This is a genomic window from Ralstonia sp. VS2407, from assembly GCF_052950655.1.
In genome coordinates this window covers 73004-90486 of the sequence record NZ_JBRFVG010000005.1, presented here as the reverse complement: position 1 = coordinate 90486, position 17483 = coordinate 73004, and the positions used below count along the sequence as shown (strand labels likewise).

The window sequence follows — 17483 nt, the reverse complement described above, 5'->3', positions numbered from 1 at the left end:
TCGTATGACCCGATCTGCCCGCATTCTGTTTTCGTTCGCCTTCGCCGCGCTTGCTGCCACGGCACAGGCCGCCGGCCCGGCTTCGTCCAACCCGCTGACCGCCCTGCGCGTCGAACACCAGATGTCGTCGCTCGGCACCGACGGCATCCAGCGCGACGCCCGCTTTGCCGAACGCGTCTACCGCCAGGGCGACCGCGTCTGGATCGCACGCGAGCTGCCGCCCGCTTCGGCGCACGCCGAGCACGACCACGCCAACGCCCACGCCGGCCACAAGCACGCCGATACCGACACCGCCCCGCGCTGGATCGAACGCGACGCCAAGGGCGCGCTGAGCGTGCGCGTGGTCAGCGAATCGCAGCAGAAGAACTACGCCGTGGAACCTGCCGAATATTCCAACATCGGCTTCGACGGCTCGTGGGCGACGGCGTATCACTTGCTCGACCCCGCCGCGCTCAAAGGCATGCGTGCGGAGGGCTCCGTGCGCAATGGCGTGCAGACCTACCGCTCGACGCAGGGCGAGCGCACCATCACCGTCGATTGGGACGTGGCCGGCCAATACCCGCGTCGCGTGGAATCGCGCAACGCCACCGGCACCCAACGCAAGCTCACGCGCGTGACGGCGTTGCCGGCGCCCGCCGCCGCACCGTGGGAACGCGCCCAACGCTACGCCGCTGCTGATTACACCGACCTCATGGACTGACGCGCCGCCGTCTGCAGTCGGAGCGCCAGGCAAAAAGCCTCGCGCTCCACACCCGGACAGCCGATCGCGGGGGTCCAAGGCCCGTGCTCCGCTCTCCGAGCTTCAAATTTTCGACCTCGGACGGCCGCCTTCCACGGTCCAATGCTCACGCACCGGCCTTGGAGGGTGACGAACGGCGCTCGGAGCCCCACGCGCGGCTCTCCAAGAGCCAACAAAACGGTGCTTTGACAGCGGTGCGCCGCACTCTGAGCCCCGAGTTCGACCCTCAGGCGGTGGTGCTCCATGGTTTGAGCCTCGTGATCGTGGGTAAAAGCGTCGCGCTCCACGGTCCGAGGCTCGCATTCGGGCCGGAAACGATCGCTCCTGACGGTTTGAGCCTCGCGCGCGAGCCAAACACCGTCACGCTCCACGGTATTTGCTTCGCGCTTGGGCCTGAAACCGTCGCCTTCCTGGGTCAGAGGCTGGCGCGTCGATCCGGCCGCGATAGCGCTATAGTGCGAAACACCCCCCACACATTCGCACGACATGACGATCACCGACCCGACCCTCGCTGCGTTTGCCGCTCCTGCCTCGCACGTGCCGCGCGTGCTCACCATTGCCGGTTCGGACAGCGGCGGCGGTGCGGGCATCCAGGCTGACCTGAAGACGTTTGCCGCGCTCGGCTGCTACGGCATGTCGGCCATCACGGCCATCACCGCGCAGAACACGCGGGGCGTGACGGCGGTGGAGTCGCTCACGCCCGACATCGTCGCCGCGCAAATCGACGCCGTGGCAAGTGACATTGGCGTGGATGCTGCCAAGACCGGCATGCTAGGTACGCCGCAGGTGGTGGAGGCCATCGTGTCGGCGCTGGAGCGGCATCCGATCGCCAACCTCGTCGTCGATCCGGTCATGGTCAGCACCAGCGGCGCAGCGCTCGGCAGCGACGCCACCGTGCAAGCCATGGCGAAATGGCTCTTCCCGCGCGCGTTGCTCGTCACGCCGAATCTGCCGGAAGCCAGCGCGTTGCTCGGCCGCGAGGTGCGCACCGCCGACGACATGCTGCCCGCCGCGCGCGACCTGCTGGCGCTTGGGCCGCGCGCCGTGCTGCTCAAGGGCGGGCATCTGGCCGCCACGTCCAGCGCCGGTGAAGACGGCGTGCTGCAAGACGTGCTCGTCACCGCCGATGGCACCGAGCGCATTTACGCCCATACCTATATCGACACGCCGCACACGCACGGCACCGGCTGCACGCTGTCCGCCGCCATTGCCGCCCACCTGGCACGTGGCGATGCGCTGGAGGTCGCCATCGAAGCCTCGCTCGATTACCTGCTGCACGCCATCGGTGCCGGCCGCCACCTGGCGCTTGGGCGTGGCGCCGGTCCGTTGAATCACGGGTTCGCACCGCGCCCGCTCGCCGCACCGCGTTCGCTTGAAGTAGATGTCGAGGAAGACTGATCAGGGGAGCTGCCATGAAACGCCTGCCGATCATGCTGGTTCGCCACCTTCCGGTGGCTGTGCTGTGCGCGCTGCTCGGTGCCTGTAACGGCTACATCAGCCTGGGCTCGCCCATCGGCAGCGTCTTCTCGATTGGCGGGACGTTGTCCGGGCTGCCCGGTGGCCAGTCGATCGTGTTGCTCAACAACGGCCGCGATTCGCTCACGCTGGCGGCCAACGGCCCGTTCGTCTTTGGGGGGTTGGTGCCGTTCGACGACAGCTACCTGGTGACGATCAGCACGCAGCCCGCATCGGCCAACTGCGTGGTGACCAATGCCAGCGGCACGGTCAATGGTGATGTGAACAATGTGCAGGTGACGTGCCAGCCTCGCTAGGCCATTACCCGGGGCAAAGAAAAAGCGCGGCTCTCGTCCGCGCTTTTTTATTTGCTACGTCGATATTCAAGCCGATGCCGCTGCCTGCTCCTTCGTCCACTTCTCCATGCGCTTGGCCATCTCATCGGGCGCCACGTCTTCGACATGCGTGGATACGGTCCACACGTGGCCGAACGGGTCCTTGAGCGTGCCGGAGCGGTCGCCGTAGAACTGGTCCACCACGGGGCGGACTTCCGTGCCGCCGGCCTTCAGCGCATTGGCAAACACGGTGTCGACGTTGGGTACGTAGATCATCAGCCCGACCGACGTGCTCTGCAGCGTGTCGGGGCTGGCGCAGATCATGTTCGGCATTTCGTCCGCCAGCATGATGGGTGAATTGCCGATGCGGATTTCTGCGTGCGCGATGGTGCCGTTGGGGCCGTTCATGCGCATGATCTCGGTGGCGCCAAAGGCCTGCTTGTAGAAGTCGATGGCGCGCGCGGCGCCTTTGATGCTCAGGTACGGGGTGACGCTGTGGTAACCCTCGGGGATGGGCTGGACCGCCATGTCTTGTCTCCTGCAGCGTGTGTTGGAAAGCCGCTGCGGCAACAACCGCAGCGGCGCACGAACAGGATAGGTCAGCGATAAGGCGGCTGCGCGGCGCAAGCGCGCCTGCGTGCCGCGAACGATGCTTAGGCGCGCACGTGCGCCGCGAAGGTCGCTTGCAGTGCGTCCACCGCGGCTGGCACATCGGCCGCCTGGGTGATGGCGCGCACCACGGCCACGCTACCTACGCCGGATTCCAGCACGCGCGGCATCGCTGCCAGATCGATCCCGCCAATGGCGACCAGCGGCGGCGCCGGCACGCGCGTGCGCATGGCGGCCGCGTAGGCGAACAGGCGGCCGAGGCCCTGCGGCACGGTCGGCATGGTCTTGGTGGGCGTGGCGAACACGGCGCCCAGCGCGAGGTAGCTCGGGTTCAGCGGTGCGACGCGCAGCATTTCGGCAAAGCCGTGCGTGCTGATGCCAAGGCGCAAACCGGCCGAGCGGATCGCCGCCAAGTCAGCCTCGTCAATGTCTTCCTGGCCGAGGTGAATGCCGTAGATGCCGCTATTGGGCACCTGCGCGTGCACGTCCAGCGTGACTTGCCAGTGGTCGTTGATGAACAGACGCGTGGCGCTGCCGCGTGCGGCGGCTTCTGCGCGGCGCACCTGGTCCACCACGGCCTGCGCGTCGTCCGACTTGAAGCGCAACTGCACCGTCGGCACCTTGAGCGCGACGAGGCGCGCGACCCAGTCCGCATCCGGCACGACGGCGTAGATGCCGAGCTGCGTCGGGCACGGTGCAAATGCGACGTCCGCTGCGGTCGGGCACGGCAACGCTGGTTCGACCACGCGGGGCAGCGCGTTGAAGCGCGTCGGCCAGGCGAGCGCGTCGGCATTGCCTTCGGCGATCCACGCGCGCGCCACGCACAGCGCATCGCGCGGTTCGAACGCCAGCGCGAGTGCCGCACCGAACACGGCGACAAAGCGAGCGTCAAGTGCATCGCCTCGTGCAGCGGAGGCGACGCGGTACATGCCAAGGCGGTCGTGCACGGTATCGATGCGCTGATCGCCTTCCACTGCTGTCAGCACAACGGCTGCGCCAGCGGAGCGCGCGCGTTCGGCCTGCGCGGCATCCGTCGTCAGCAGAACAGTGTTGGGAGTGGTGGCTTCGTCAGCACGATCGGTCACGCTCCAGGCGTGCGGCGCGCGACCAAAGGCTTCCACATGGCGATCGATGATCTGTGCGGCAAGCGCAGCCGCTTCCGGCCACGTGGCGGAAAAACGCAAGGCGGACAGGCTCATGCGACCACCTCAGTCTCGTTATCGTTCATCAAACTGCATCGGCATCGGTGGTGGATCGTATTCGCGGACGTGCGCCTCCCCGCTGCGCGGGGGCCCTGCTTACTGCTCATACGTCCTCCTCTCTTCCGCATGCCAGAACGGCAAACCCACAACCGGCGTGCTCGCCTGCGCGACATCACGCTCGGGCATCGGGCCGGACAGGCGCGCGAGGCGACCGGCCTGCGTGGCCATCGCAAACGCCTGCGCCATCGCCACCGGGTCGCCGGCTTGGGCGACGGCGGTGTTGAGCAGCACGGCGTCGTAGCCCCATTCCATCACTTGCGTGGCGTGCGACGGTACGCCCAGCCCCGCATCGACGATGAGCGGCACGTTGGGCAGGCGTTCACGCAGCAGGCGCAGGCCATACGGGTTGGTGGGTCCGCGGCCCGTGCCGATGGGTGCAGCCCAAGGCATCAGCGCCTGACAGCCGACGTCGAGCAGGCGGCGGCACAGCACGAGGTCTTCAGTGCAGTACGGCAGCACCTTGAAGCCATCTTTGATGAGACGTTCGGCCGCGGCCGGCAGCGCGAGCGTATCGGGCTGCAGCGTGTAGTCATCGCCGATGACTTCGAGCTTGATCCAGTCGGTCTCGAACACCTCACGCGACATCTGCGCGAGGGTATAAGCCTCGTCGGCGGAATAGCAGCCGGCGGTGTTCGGCAGCACGGGCACGCCGAGGTCGCGCAGCATCTTCCAGAAGCCGGCACCGCCCTCGGGCGAGCCCGCGCTCTGGCGGCGCAGCGCCACCGTCAGCATGGCCGGGTTGGACACGCGCACCGCGTCTTCCAGCGCTTGCGGCGACGGATACCGCGCGGTGCCGAGCAGCAGGCGCGAGGCGAAGGTCTCGTCGTAGAGGCGCAGCGGGTCCGCCACGGCGGAAAGGTTCGTAGTGGTCATCGAAGACTCCTAGCCGCCCACAACGGGCTGCACGAGTGCAATGCGGTCGCCCGCGTTGAGCGCGTGCTGAGCATGGCGCGCCTTGGGCACAAAGTCGCCATTCACCGATGCGGCAAACGGCGGCGCAATTTGCAATTGCGGCGCAGCAGCACCAATGGCATCGGCCAGCGTGCTGCCCGCAGGCAGCGCGAGCGACAGGTCGTTGAGGGTGACGTTCAGCGTCATGACAAAACAGGTTCGGGGGGTGCGGCGGCGAACAGCGCGGGCCATTCGCAGTCATCCGCATCGAAGGCACAGCCGTCCAGCACATCGCACGCCGCTGCCACCGCGGCTTGGGTGACGGCGGGCGCAATCATGTAGCCGTGCCGGTACAGGCCATTGACCGACAATGTGCCCGCGCCATCCCAGCGGATGGCCGGACGGTGGTCGGGCAGCGTCGGGCGGCACTGCGTGTTCAGCTCCAGCACGCGCGCCTCGCCAAACGCGGGGTGCACGGCGTAGGCCGCAGACAACAATTCCAACGTGGAACGCACGCTGGCCGGCGACATGTCGTCGGATTCCAGCTCGGTCGCACCGATCACGTAGACGTTGCCCGGCTTGGGCGCGATGTACAGCGGGTAGCGCGGATGCAGCATGCGCACCGGCCGCGTGAGCGACACATCGGGCGCATGGATGCGCGCCACCTCGCCGCGCAGGCCACGCAGGCGTGGCCACTGCGGCTTGGCGCCCAGGCCACGGCAGTCGAGCACGAGGCGCGCACCCAGCCCCGCAGCAGCCAGCGCGTCGGGGCTCGGATCAGCAACCTCCGTGTTCCAGCGCAATTGCACGCCCAGCGCTTCCAGCTCGGTCGCCAGCGCATCCAACACGCCGCGCGGGTCAAGCTGACCTTCGCCCGCCAGATACAGACCTTGCGTGAAGCGTTGTGCGAGCAGCGGCTCGAGCTGGGCAATGCCGGATGCGTCTACGGCGCGCAGATCGGCGGCCACGCGCTCGGGCGGCGCGGCATTGCGCACGTGGTTGGCAAACAGCGATGCCTCACCACGGTCTGCCGCGTGCCACACCACCAGCGTGCCGGCCTCCTGGAAGAACACCGGCGTGCGCAGCTTGGGCAGCCAATCGCGCCACAGCGCCAGGCTTGCCAACCCCAAATCGACGACGAAACGATCGGCCACGGCGGCTTCGGCCAACGGCGCCAGCATGGCTGCAGCTACATACGCGGCGGCACCGCTGCCATCACGCGCGCCGCGCTCCACCACGGCAATGCGCGCGGGGGGCACCCCCGTTTGCGCAAGTTGCCAGGCACACAGGCGGCCAGCGAGGCCGCCACCGAGGATCGTTACGTCGAATGAAGTTGAGGTTGGCATTGCACCGGTTGTGGTTAGCTGTAGATCTTGCTGCCGCTCTTGCGGAACTCGATCGACTTCTCTTCCATGCCCGCAGTGGGGTTAACTGCTGCGGCTGTGGCGTTGGAATCGAGCGATGCCGCGTAGTCGCGCACTTCCTGCGTGATCTTCATCGAGCAGAACTTCGGACCGCACATCGAACAGAAGTGCGCGATCTTGGCGCCCTCGGCCGGCAGCGTTTCATCGTGGAAGGCGCGTGCCTTCTCCGGATCGAGGCCGAGGTTGAACTGGTCTTCCCAGCGGAATTCAAAGCGTGCCTTCGACAGCGCGTTGTCACGCAGCTGCGCGCCCGGCCAGCCCTTGGCAAGGTCAGCCGCGTGCGCGGCGATCTTGTAGGTGATGATGCCTTCGCGCACGTCTTCCTTGTCGGGCAGGCCCAGGTGCTCCTTGGGCGTGACGTAGCAGAGCATGGCCGTGCCGTACCAGCCGATGTTGGCTGCGCCGATGCCGCTGGTGATGTGGTCGTAGCCCGGGGCGATGTCGGTCACCAGCGGGCCCAGCGTGTAGAACGGGGCTTCGAAGCAGTGCTTCAGCTCTTCGTCCATGTTGGCCTGCACGCGCTGCAGCGGCACGTGGCCCGGGCCTTCGATCATGACCTGCACGTCGTGCTCCCACGCCTTCTTGGTCAGTTCGCCCAGCGTGTGCAGCTCGCCGAACTGCGCGGCGTCGTTCGAGTCGGCAATGCAGCCGGGGCGCAAGCCATCGCCCAGGCTGAACGACACGTCGTACGCCTTCATGATTTCGCAGATCTCGTCGAAGTGCGTGTACAGGAAGTTTTCCTTGTGATGCGCCAAGCACCACTTGGCCATGATCGAGCCACCGCGCGAGACGATGCCCGTAATGCGGTCAGCCGTGAGCGGCACATAGCGCAGCAGCACGCCCGCGTGGATGGTGAAGTAGTCCACCCCTTGCTCGGCCTGCTCGATCAGCGTGTCGCGGAACATCTCCCACGTCAGGTCTTCCGCCACGCCGCCAGTCTTGTCCAGCGCCTGGTAGATCGGCACCGTGCCGATGGGCACCGGCGAGTTGCGCAGGATCCATTCGCGCGTCTCGTGAATGTGCTTGCCGGTGGACAAGTCCATGATCGTGTCGGCGCCCCAGCGGATCGCCCATACCATCTTTTCCACTTCCTCGGCCAGCGACGACGTCACCGCTGAGTTGCCGAGGTTGCCGTTGATCTTCACGCGGAAGTTGCGGCCGATGGCCATCGGCTCCAGCTCGGTGTGGTTGATGTTGGCGGGGATGATCGCGCGGCCGGCAGCGATTTCTGCGCGCACGAATTCCGGCGTGATGTCTTCCGGGCGCTGCGGCAGGTTGGCGCCGTACGAGAAGCCCGGATGCTGCTTGAGCAATTGGCGGTATTCGGGCTTGTCTTGCAGCGCCTGCAGGTTCAGCGATTCGCGCAGTGCGACGTATTCCATTTCCGGCGTGATGATGCCGCGACGCGCGTAGTGCATCTGGCTCACGTTGGCGCCAGCCTTGGCGCGGCGCGGGTTCGTCAGTTGTGCAAAGCGCAGGTGGGCCGTGGCCGGATCATTGGCACGCGTGCGGCCGTATTCGGACGACAGGCCCGAGAGGATTTCCGTATCGCCGCGCTCGTCGATCCACTTGGCGCGCAGCGGGGCGAGTCCCGCCTTCAGGTCGATGTGCACGTCCGGGTCGGAGTAGGGGCCCGAGGTGTCGTACACCGGCACCGGCGGGTTCAGCATCTCGCCCTTGTCGGTGCGCGTGGCGGTCTGCTTGATGGTGCGCATCGGCACGCGGATGTCCGGGCGGCTGCCGACGATGTAGGTCTTGCTGGAGGCCGGATAGGCGAACTTCTGGTCGAGCTCGGACTGCAGCGAGTCGAACGATGCGGCGGGGGCGTTTTTGGCTTGGGGCATGGTCTCGTCCTAGATTCTGTGGCCTGGTGGAGCAGGCAGTGGACGAAACCGGGAGAGGTGGCGTGGCCAGAAGAACTGAGGGGGTGGCTGCCAGAGACTACGCGGTGTTCTGAAACTTCCCACGCCGGTACGAACCGGATCGGGTGCGAAGGGACTCTCTCAGCCGCACGGCCCATCCGTACGGCACCCCTGTTTCATCCAACGAGGCTGAATTTAAGCACAGGGCCGCCGGCGTTGCCAGCACGAAAACCCTTGAGGTGACGGTTGGCGGGTCATTTCAGTCCAAACCGCCACGCAATGTGCGGCGGCGCGCACGGGCACCGCCCGCCTTGATCTTGCGCAACCCCGCCGCGTTTCACCTATGCGACGCTCAATCCCTTTTCTATTGCATTGCGGCACTGCCGCTGGGAGTTGTCATGCTGGAGCGTCGGTTCACACTCGCGGGGCGCAGCCTCGTACCCATCGTGCAGGGCGGGATGGGCGTGGGTATTTCGGCGCACCGGCTGGCCGGCGCCGTGGCGCGCGAAGGCGGCGTCGGCACCATCGCCAGCATCGACTTGCGCCATCACCATGCAGACCTCGTCGCCGCCACCGAGAAATCCCGCGACAAGGACGCCATCAACGCCGCCAACCTTGTCGCGCTGGACCGCGAGATTCGTGCAGCGCGCGAAGGCAGCCAGGGCAACGGCATGATCGCCGTGAACGTGATGAAGGCGGTGGAATCGCACCCGGCGCTGGTGCGTCAGGCATGCGAGAGCGGTGCCGATGCGATCGTGATGGGCGCGGGGCTTCCGCTCGATCTGCCGGAGATGACGGCAGAGCACCCGAAAGTGGCGCTCATCCCGATCCTTTCCGACTCGCGCGGCGTGGGCGTGGTACTCAAGCGGTGGATGAAGAAGTCGCGCCTGCCCGATGCGGTGGTGATCGAGCATCCGACGCACGCCGGCGGCCACTTGGGCGCGGCGCGCATTGAGGATTTGCGCGACGAGCGCTTTTCGTTTGCGCGCGTGCTGGACGAATGCCGAGAGTTGTTCATCAAGCTGGGGCTGGCTGCGGAACAGATTCCGATCATCCTGGCGGGCGGCATCGACTCGCATGCGAAGGTGAAGCACTGGCTCGACAAGGGCGCCGCTGCGGTGCAGCTCGGCACTGCGTTTGCGGTGACGGAAGAGGGCGATGCGCACGTGCGCTTCAAGCGCGTGCTGACGGGCGCGGAGCAAGGCGATATCGGCGAGTTCGTCAGCGTGGCGGGGCTGCCTGCGCGAGCCGTGATGACGCCTTGGCTGTCGCGGTATCTGTCGCGCGAGAGCGCGCTGCAGGCCAAGGCCAAGGTGCGGGATTGCCTGCAGGGATTCGATTGCCTGCAGACGTGCGGGCTGCGGGATGGCATCGGCAAGGTGGGGCAGTTCTGCATTGACCTGAAGCTGGCGCAGGCGCTGCGTGGGGATGTGGAGCGCGGGTTGTTTTTCCGTGGTGCGGGGAAGCTGCCGTTTGGCGAGGCGATTCGGCCGGTGAAGGAGTTGATGCATTACTTGCTGACCGGAGAAAAACCGGCGGCATCCTCGACGGCCACCTGATGCGCTGACATCGCGTCCGAAAAAAAGAGCCAGCCCGAAGGCTGGCTTTTTGTTGGGCGCTGACCGCTTGTTGCGTCAGAACGGTGCAGCGAACGTCAACCGAACCCCCTGCTGCAAACCGCCCATCCCGGCCATCACGCTGTAGTCCAGCCCAAACGTGAGCGGCCCGGTGCGGAACTTCGTTCCCAGCCCGATCTGCATGCGATCGCGCCCAAACGGCGTACCCGGCACGTAATAAGCAGGGCCCGCCGAGGCCAGATCGGCATACGCCAACCCTGCATTGCTCTGCCCATTGAAGTCGTGTTGGTACTCCACCCGTGCGAACGGCAGGAACGTGCCCCACTTGGTCTTCTGCGTGTATTCCGCACGCAGGCCGAGCGTGCCGGATACCGTCGTCACCGTCTGGTCGAAATACGTCAGCGCGTTGATGCCGGCGCCTGATTCGGTGAACTGATCCAGCGTCGATTGCGAGACCGAGAGGCGCCCGTAAGGCGAGATCAGCCAGGTGCGATCGCGATGCTCATAGCCGGCCGATACGGACGCGAACACTTGCTTGCCGTTGCGCTTGCCGGTGGCGAAGTCGTTGGAGTCCGTCACCCAGCGGCGCGAGTCGAAGCTGAGCGTGCCGAAGCCGGCCACACCATCGACGAACAACGAAGGTAGCGGGCGATAGCTGCCGTAGAGCGCAAGGCTATAGCTGTCGCCCGTGCTCTTGGTGCCCGCGTTGCCGATGTCGGTGGAGTCGCGCCCGTAGCCGAAACCGCCCCCGATCGAGAACTGATCGGACACGCGGTAATCCGCGCCGGCCGTCACGCCGCCCGTGGTGAAGCGGAAGCCGGATCGTTGCGTGCCAGCGTTGGCGAAACCGAAGTCCAGCGTACCGGCACTCCAGAACGCGAGGTTCGGGTCGGTGTTGTCCGGGCCCGCGCCGGCCGCATCAGCACCGGGCAGGTCGGGGCCTGCATCGGCGTTCGACTTGTCGGTGTTGCCGCTGGCCGCATCGGTGGTGCGCTTGCCGCGCGCGAACGGCCGCACGCCCTGGCCCTCACCGCGCATGCAGGCATCGTGCGCGGAAATGCCGACCACATCCTGGCAACGCGCCTGCATGTCCACGCGCTGGCCCGGCATGGCGACTGTCAGACCGTTGCTTGACTGCGCCCGGCCGGTGCCATGCAGCGCTTCCAGACGACGGTTGTAGTTGTCGATCTGCGTTGTGGCGAAGCGGCGCGCGGCCTGGACTTGCGCGTTGATCAGACCTGCCACATCCGGGTCGGCCGAGGGGTCCTTGCGCGGCGCCACGCTCACCTGCACCGTTGCCGGTGCAGAGGTGGCAAACGCGTTGGACAGCGTGTACGTCAGCACGGCCTGGCCGCTGTAGGTGCCCGACGGGGTGAAGTTCAGCACATAGGTCGATGCCGCCGCAGCCTGCGGCTTCAGGCCGGCCGGTGTCTGCACGGCCTTCTGCACGATCGTGGCCGTACCGGCGTTGGCTGGCACCACCGACACCAGCGTCGCGCCTGTGAAGGGGCCGCCCGTGGCACCTTCGGTGAGGTCCACGCTCACCGCCTGACCCGACGACGTGATGGCCTGTTTCTGCGCCACCGCAATCGGCACGGCGTTCACATTGACCGTCACCGGAATCGGCGCGGATGTGCCGGCCGTGTTGATCAGCGCATAGGTGAAGTTGACGGCGCCGGAGGTGGTCGGGGTCGGCGTGTAGACGATGTCCAGGCCGTTGACGACGGCGGTGCCGCTGGCAGGCGGACTGACAATCGCGATGGACGAGAACGGACCGCCCGTTGCATTGGCCGTTGCATGCAGCGTGATCGGTGCCGTCGACATGGTGGTGGCCGTGATTGCCGGCGCGGTGCCGATCACCTGGCCCACCGTGATCGTGTAGCTGCGTGTACCGCTGTACGGAGCGCCGGTGCCTGTGCTGCTGTCAGTGGCCTTCACAGTGAAGGTGCTGCTGCCCAGCGTCGTGGGCGTGCCCGACAGAACGCCTGTGCTGGCGTTCAGGCTCAGGCCCGCGGGCAACGTACCGGTGGACACGGCGTAGGTGTAAGGCGCGGTGCCGCCGGTGGCGCTGAAGGTCTGGCTGTAGGCCGTGGTGACCTGGGCCGGGTTAGCAGCCGCCGGATTCACCGTGACCGTGGGCGCGCCGATGGTGACGCTGTAGCCCCGGCTGGCCGTGAAGCTGTTGGCATCCGTCGCCGTGATGGTGAAATTGAACGTTCCGCCTGCGGTGGGCGTGCCCGAGAGGACGCCGGTGGTGGTGTTCAAGCTCAGGCCTGCCGGCAATGCACCCGCCGTCACGGCGTAGGTGTAAGGCGCGGTGCCATTGGCTGCCGTGATGGTTTGGCTATACGCCGATGCAATCGCCGGGTTGGGCAGCGTGGCCGGCGATACCGTCACGCTTGGCGCGGCGATGGTGAGCGTATAGACCCCGCTTACCGCAAATGGAGCGCCCGTCCCCGTCGAGCTGTCGGTAGCGGTGACAGTAAAGCTGACCGTGCCGGCCGTGGTTGGTGTACCTGCCAGCGTGCCAGTGGCGCCATTCCACGTCAGGCCCGCGGGCATGGTGCCGCTGTTGACCACGAGACCATAGGTGTACGGGCTCGTACCGCCACTTGCCGTGAAATTGCGGCTGTAAGCGGTACCTGCCACACCGCTGAGAGAACCCGAGGCCGGCGTGATGGTCAACGAGGGCGACCCAATCGTCAGCGAGTAGGCGCGGCTGCCCGTGTAGGGGCCGGTTCCGGTACTGCTGTCAGTCGCAGTGACGGTGAAGTTGAACACTCCACCCGCCGTGGGCGTACCCGACAGCGTGCCGCTGCTGGACAGCGTCAGCCCCGTCGGCAGCGACCCTGCCGTGACGGCATAGGTGTAGGGACCTGTGCCGCCACTCGCCAAGAGGGTCTGGCTGTATGCCGTAGCGACGGTACCGCCGGGCAACGTGCTCGGGCTCACCGTGACGGTGGCAGCGTTGACCGTCAGGGTGTACGCACGCGAGCCGGTATAGCTGTTGGCGTCGGTGGCCGTGACGGTGAAGTTGAAGTTGCCGCCCGCCGTGGGCGTACCCGTGATTGCGCCGGTGCTGCCGTTCAAGCTCAAGCCCGCTGGCAGCGCGCCAGCAGTCAGCGCGTAGCCGTAAGGCGTGGCACCCCCGCTGGCCGTGGCGGTCTGGCTGTAGGCGGCGCCGACAGTTGCCGCAGTCAGCGTGGTGGGCGACACGGTAATGGTGGGCGCCGAGGTGGTCAGCGTGTAGGTGCCAGACGTGCTGTACGGCCCCGTGCCCGATGCGTGATCTGTGGCAGTTACCGTGAAATTGACCACGCCCGTGGTGGTGGGCGTACCCGATAGCACGCCGGTGCTGGTGTTGAACGAGAGACCGGTCGGCATCGTCCCGCTATTGACCACCAGGCTATAGGTGTACGGCGTTAGACCGCCACTGCCTGTGAAGGTCTGGCTGTAGGCCACGCCCGCTGAAGCACTGAAACTGCCCGATGCCGGTGTGATCGCCAACGTGGGCGCATTGACGACCAGCGAATAGGCACGGCTGCCGGTATACGGGCCGCTGCCGGTACTGCTATCGGTGGTGGTCACGGTGAAGTTGAACGTGCCGCCTGCCGTGGGCGTCCCCGACAGCACACCGCCAGAACTGAGCGTGAGGCCCGCCGGCAACGCTCCGGAAGTGATGGCATAGGTGTAGGCCGCCGTACCGCCGCTGGCCGTTATCGTCTGGCTATATGCCGTCGCAACGGTGGCATTGGTCAGTGAAGACGGCGAGAGCGTGATCGTCGGTGCGGCGACGGTCAGCGTGAGCGCGCCGCTGGTCGCCGTGAACGGACCGGTGCCTGTGCTGCTGTCGGTGGCCGTCACGGTGAAGTTGAACGTACCGCCGGCCGTGGGCGTGCCCGACAGCGTGCCGTCGCTGGCCAGCGAGATGCCGGCTGGCAGCGCGCCCGACGCGATCGTGTAGGTATAAGGCGCCGTGCCGCCACTGGCCGAAGCCAGCGTTTGGCTATAGGCCGTACCCACCGTGCCGGCTGCAGGCGAGGACGGCCCATACGTGACTGTCGGATTCGACACAGTGACAGTCACTGTGGCCGGCGCAGACGTACCACCCGCGTTGGTCGCTGTGTACGTGAACGAGTCCGTGCCCGAGTACGACGCGTTGGGCGTGTAGGTGATCGACGTGCCCGACGCGGTGGCTGTGCCGTGCGCGGCCTGCGTTGCGACGGCCACGCCGGTCGGCGTGCCGCCGGTGATGTTCAGCGTGACGGGGTTGCCTGTACTGCCGTGTCCAACGGTGGTGCTCACTGCGTTCGCAACGGGAGGCGCCACAAAGGTGTATTGATCGGCGGCGCTGGTGGTGCTGGTTCCGTTCGCGTTGGTCACGGTGACATCAACCGTACCGGCCGCCCCTGCGGGCGAGGTGGCTGTGATCGACGTTGAACTAGTGATGTTGTAGCTGGTGGCGTTGGTCGCGCCAAATTTGACGGCCGTGGCGCCGGTGAAATTGGTGCCGGTGATGGTGACGGAGGTGCCGCCGGCGGTCGTGCCCGAGTTTGGCGAAATGCTTGTGACCGTGGGCGCAGGCAATGTGACGTTGATCGTCACGTTGCTGGTATATGGAAAGCAACTGACACCGGCGGGACATCCGTAGAACGCAAAGGTCCACGGCCCAGTCTTGCCCGTCGCCGGCTGAAGCACGAGGTAGTCATGCGGGTAGGAGCTCAAATCGACGGACATGGAAGAGCCGTCAGGAGCAGCAACCGAGCCAATATCCCCGTTGGAATCCATCCAGATACCGTTCGCACCTGCGGTCACACCGTCCGTATCGCAGGCGCTGTATTCGGCGCTAGTGAGCTCCCGCCTGTAGGTACCATTGCCTTGACTCTCCGAAGGCTGCACGTTCCAGTTAATGGTGCAGTCCGCCCATGCTGCCGACGCCGACGCCCACAGTACGAGCATTAACATCAGAGCCCGCAGCCAACGCCACCACACTAGGCGATGTTGCTCAACGCACCACTGACGGGATGTGCCGATATAACGGTATGCGGCACCCGCGCCTCCCGAGCACTGAAACATTAACGATCCGGCCACCCCACGCCGGCCATACGGGCTGGTTTGTGTCAGCACGCGCATTTCTCCCTCGTCCCGCCCGCTGTATTGCGGGCTTTTTTCTTTTGCGCCTCGGGAATTTCGGGCCTGATTGCCATCAGGCACTCCCCGTTTTTTTTGGAAGCCGCGCCAGGTTTATTCCACCACAACCGATTGCATCATCCGTAATGATGAAAAGGCCAAGCGTTAACCCTTACGGAAACCCCAAGAAACCAGGCCTTCTTATTTTTTTCATTATCTGGATAGGCACTGTGATTCCGACGCGATGCTAGGAAAACCCTCCCGTGCCGTCAATCCCAAAGAATGAGGAGATGGACACGTGCCATGGGTCTTGGAACCGCTTACCCATTGACACCGGCAATACGTGTTATCGATTGGAAATACTGAGCATTATGTCTTATCGATACAACATAGCCGGGGTTCATCTGAAATTGCGGCACCTGACCAATGGGTGATAAAAATGGCGCACAGCAAAAATCAATATCGTGGCAGTGCCACATCACGAGGGAGGGGTTGTGGATCAATACCTGGGCGAGATTCGCCTCTGCGCATTTCCATTTCCACCAAAAGGGTGGGCGATGTGTAATGGCGCACTTTTACCGATTCAGCAGAACTCCGCACTGTTCTCGCTACTTGGCATTCAGTACGGCGGCAACGGCACGACCAATTTCGCGCTGCCGGATCTGCGTGGTCGCACGCCGCTGCACCGCGACAATCAGACGTATTTGCAGGGCGAGGTCGGCGGCGTCGAAACCGTCACGCTGACCTCGCAGCAGTTGCCGATGCACATCCATTCGTTTGTTGCATCGACTGCGCCTGCCACGGCAAGCAATGCCGGCACCGCGCAAGACCACCTTCTGGCTACCAGCAACCTCTACAACGCCACCAATCCCAGCATCAGCGGCCCCGGCACATTGCTTTACAGCGCGCCCGGCACCCTGACGGCGATGTCTGCCGAGGCCTGCGGCTCCGCCGGAAGCACGCAACCCCATGAAAACATGCAGCCCTCGCTGGTGCTGAACTACATCATCTCGCTGACGGGTATCTACCCGTCACGCGGCTAGGAGACAACGCATGGCACAACCGTACATTGGCGAAATCCGCCTGTTCGCCGGCAACTACGCGCCGGTCGGGTGGCTGCTCTGCCAGGGCCAGACGCTCTACATTTCCGATAACGAGCCGCTGTTCAGTCTGCTCGGCACCACGTATGGCGGCGATGGTCAGACCACCTTCGCGTTGCCCGCGCTGCAGGGCAAGCTGCCCGTTGGCCAAGGGCAGGGGCCTGGGCTGACCAACCGTCTCATCGGTCAGCAGCTTGGCCTTGAAAATGTTTCGATCACGACCACTGAGATGCCCGGGCATACGCACACCATCAACGCCACCAGCGCGGATGCCTCGACCATCACGCCGGGCCCGGGCGTGCTGTTGTCCACCGTCCCTAGCGCGCAGGGGTTCTACGACGCCGGCACCCCCAATCCGACAACCAAGGCTGCATTGGCCTTGCAGACGATCGGTCAGATGGGCGGCAGTCTTCCGCACTCTAACCACATGCCGACGGCATCCATTAACTACATCATCGCCACGGCGGGCATTTTCCCGTCGCAGAGCTGAGCGGAAAAAGGGAGATCACATGTCTGATCAATTCGTTGGCGAAATCCGCATCTTCGGTTTCAGTTTCGCCCCGGTGGACTGGGCCGCCTGCGACGGCGCAATCATGCCCATCTCTCAGAACACCGAACTGTTCTCGATCCTGGGCGTCAACTACGGCGGCAACGGCACATCCACCTTCGGGCTGCCCGATTTGCGGGCGCGCGCAGTGATGGGGCCCGTCAACGGGGCGCTGGGCGATCCGCAAGGCGCATCCACTATCACGCTGACAACGGCGGAAATGCCGTCGCACTCGCACACCGCTTATGGCGACAACGCGCGTCCTGCGTCGACTACGGCGGGCGGCCGCCTGGCCTCACGCTTCATGGTTCCGAACAACCAGGCCTTCGTTCCCGCGACCCCAACCCCAGCGCTCACAACACTGTCGCCGCAAGCAGTGGGCGTCGGCGGTGACAACCAGCCGCACGAGAACATGCAGCCATACCTGACAAGCAATTACTGCATCGCCCTGCAAGGCGCGTGGCCGACGCACCCGTAATTCGGGCTGTCGCAGCGGGCCGGCCTCGCATGTCACGCCGGCCCGACCTCACCTTGGATCTTCCAGATTCCCCG

14 protein-coding genes and 1 riboswitch are annotated in these 17483 nt (G+C 65.5%); of the genes, 7 read left to right on the top strand and 7 right to left on the bottom strand.

Features of this window, described 5'->3' with window-relative positions:
- Positions 1-4 precede the first annotated feature (4 nt).
- The 3 genes from ACU8YE_RS10465 to ACU8YE_RS10455 all read left to right on the top strand — a co-directional run bounded on the left by ACU8YE_RS10465 (position 5) and on the right by ACU8YE_RS10455 (position 2511).
- Positions 5-700 (top strand): hypothetical protein, encoded by a 696-nt coding sequence (locus ACU8YE_RS10465; protein WP_446928654.1) that lies wholly within the window; start codon positions 5-7, stop codon positions 698-700.
- A 525-nt stretch (positions 701-1225) separates the two neighbouring features.
- Positions 1226-2137, top strand: coding sequence for a bifunctional hydroxymethylpyrimidine kinase/phosphomethylpyrimidine kinase (gene thiD / locus ACU8YE_RS10460; protein ID WP_446928653.1), 912 nt, complete (start codon positions 1226-1228; stop codon positions 2135-2137).
- Positions 2138-2151: 14 nt separating this feature from the next.
- Complete coding sequence (locus tag ACU8YE_RS10455; protein WP_446928652.1) at positions 2152-2511, top strand: hypothetical protein; 360 nt, start codon at positions 2152-2154, stop codon at positions 2509-2511.
- Between the two features lie 66 nt (positions 2512-2577).
- Here ACU8YE_RS10455 and ACU8YE_RS10450 read toward each other — a convergent pair whose 3' ends face one another.
- The 6 genes from ACU8YE_RS10450 to thiC form a co-directional block, all read right to left on the bottom strand.
- A complete protein-coding gene (locus ACU8YE_RS10450) occupies positions 2578-3057 on the bottom strand; it encodes a VOC family protein (protein ID WP_316880820.1) in 480 nt (159 codons plus the stop codon).
- A 125-nt stretch (positions 3058-3182) separates the two neighbouring features.
- Entirely contained in the window at positions 3183-4337 is a 1155-nt protein-coding gene (locus tag ACU8YE_RS10445) for a thiamine phosphate synthase (RefSeq protein ID WP_446928651.1), read from the bottom strand.
- A 99-nt stretch (positions 4338-4436) separates the two neighbouring features.
- Positions 4437-5273 (bottom strand): thiazole synthase, encoded by an 837-nt coding sequence (locus ACU8YE_RS10440; protein ID WP_232041510.1) that lies wholly within the window; start codon positions 5271-5273, stop codon positions 4437-4439.
- A gap of 9 nt (positions 5274-5282) precedes the next feature.
- Positions 5283-5498: a sulfur carrier protein ThiS gene (gene thiS, locus ACU8YE_RS10435; RefSeq protein WP_045205182.1), complete on the bottom strand. Its 216-nt coding sequence runs from the start codon at positions 5496-5498 to the stop codon at positions 5283-5285.
- Positions 5495-6637: an FAD-dependent oxidoreductase gene (locus tag ACU8YE_RS10430; protein WP_433865878.1), complete on the bottom strand. Its 1143-nt coding sequence runs from the start codon at positions 6635-6637 to the stop codon at positions 5495-5497. The genes thiS and ACU8YE_RS10430 overlap by 4 nt, the downstream gene beginning before the upstream one ends.
- A 14-nt stretch (positions 6638-6651) precedes the next feature.
- Entirely contained in the window at positions 6652-8559 is a 1908-nt protein-coding gene (gene thiC, locus ACU8YE_RS10425; protein ID WP_232041508.1) for a phosphomethylpyrimidine synthase ThiC, read from the bottom strand.
- A gap of 99 nt (positions 8560-8658) precedes the next feature.
- Positions 8659-8760: riboswitch (TPP riboswitch) on the bottom strand.
- Between the two features lie 215 nt (positions 8761-8975).
- Here thiC and ACU8YE_RS10420 point away from each other — a divergent pair.
- The gene (locus ACU8YE_RS10420; RefSeq protein ID WP_252692162.1) at positions 8976-10136 is read left to right on the top strand and encodes an NAD(P)H-dependent flavin oxidoreductase; all 1161 of its coding nucleotides are present in this window, start codon (positions 8976-8978) and stop codon (positions 10134-10136) included.
- A 75-nt stretch (positions 10137-10211) separates the two neighbouring features.
- On the opposite strand, the gene ACU8YE_RS10415 is transcribed toward ACU8YE_RS10420, so the two are convergent.
- Positions 10212-14891, bottom strand: a complete 4680-nt coding sequence (locus ACU8YE_RS10415) for a putative Ig domain-containing protein (protein ID WP_446928650.1) — start codon at positions 14889-14891, stop codon at positions 10212-10214.
- Positions 14892-15778: 887 nt separating this feature from the next.
- Between ACU8YE_RS10415 and ACU8YE_RS10410 the strand changes: the two genes are divergently transcribed.
- Genes ACU8YE_RS10410 through ACU8YE_RS10400 form a run of 3 tightly spaced genes read left to right on the top strand, consistent with a single transcriptional unit; the run spans position 15779 to position 17409 of the window.
- The gene (locus ACU8YE_RS10410) at positions 15779-16327 is read left to right on the top strand and encodes a tail fiber protein (RefSeq protein ID WP_433865873.1); all 549 of its coding nucleotides are present in this window, start codon (positions 15779-15781) and stop codon (positions 16325-16327) included.
- Positions 16328-16337: 10 nt separating this feature from the next.
- Entirely contained in the window at positions 16338-16874 is a 537-nt protein-coding gene (locus tag ACU8YE_RS10405; protein ID WP_260803679.1) for a phage tail protein, read from the top strand.
- A 19-nt stretch (positions 16875-16893) separates the two neighbouring features.
- Positions 16894-17409, top strand: coding sequence for a phage tail protein (locus tag ACU8YE_RS10400; RefSeq protein ID WP_316880810.1), 516 nt, complete (start codon positions 16894-16896; stop codon positions 17407-17409).
- Positions 17410-17483: the final 74 nt, after the last annotated feature.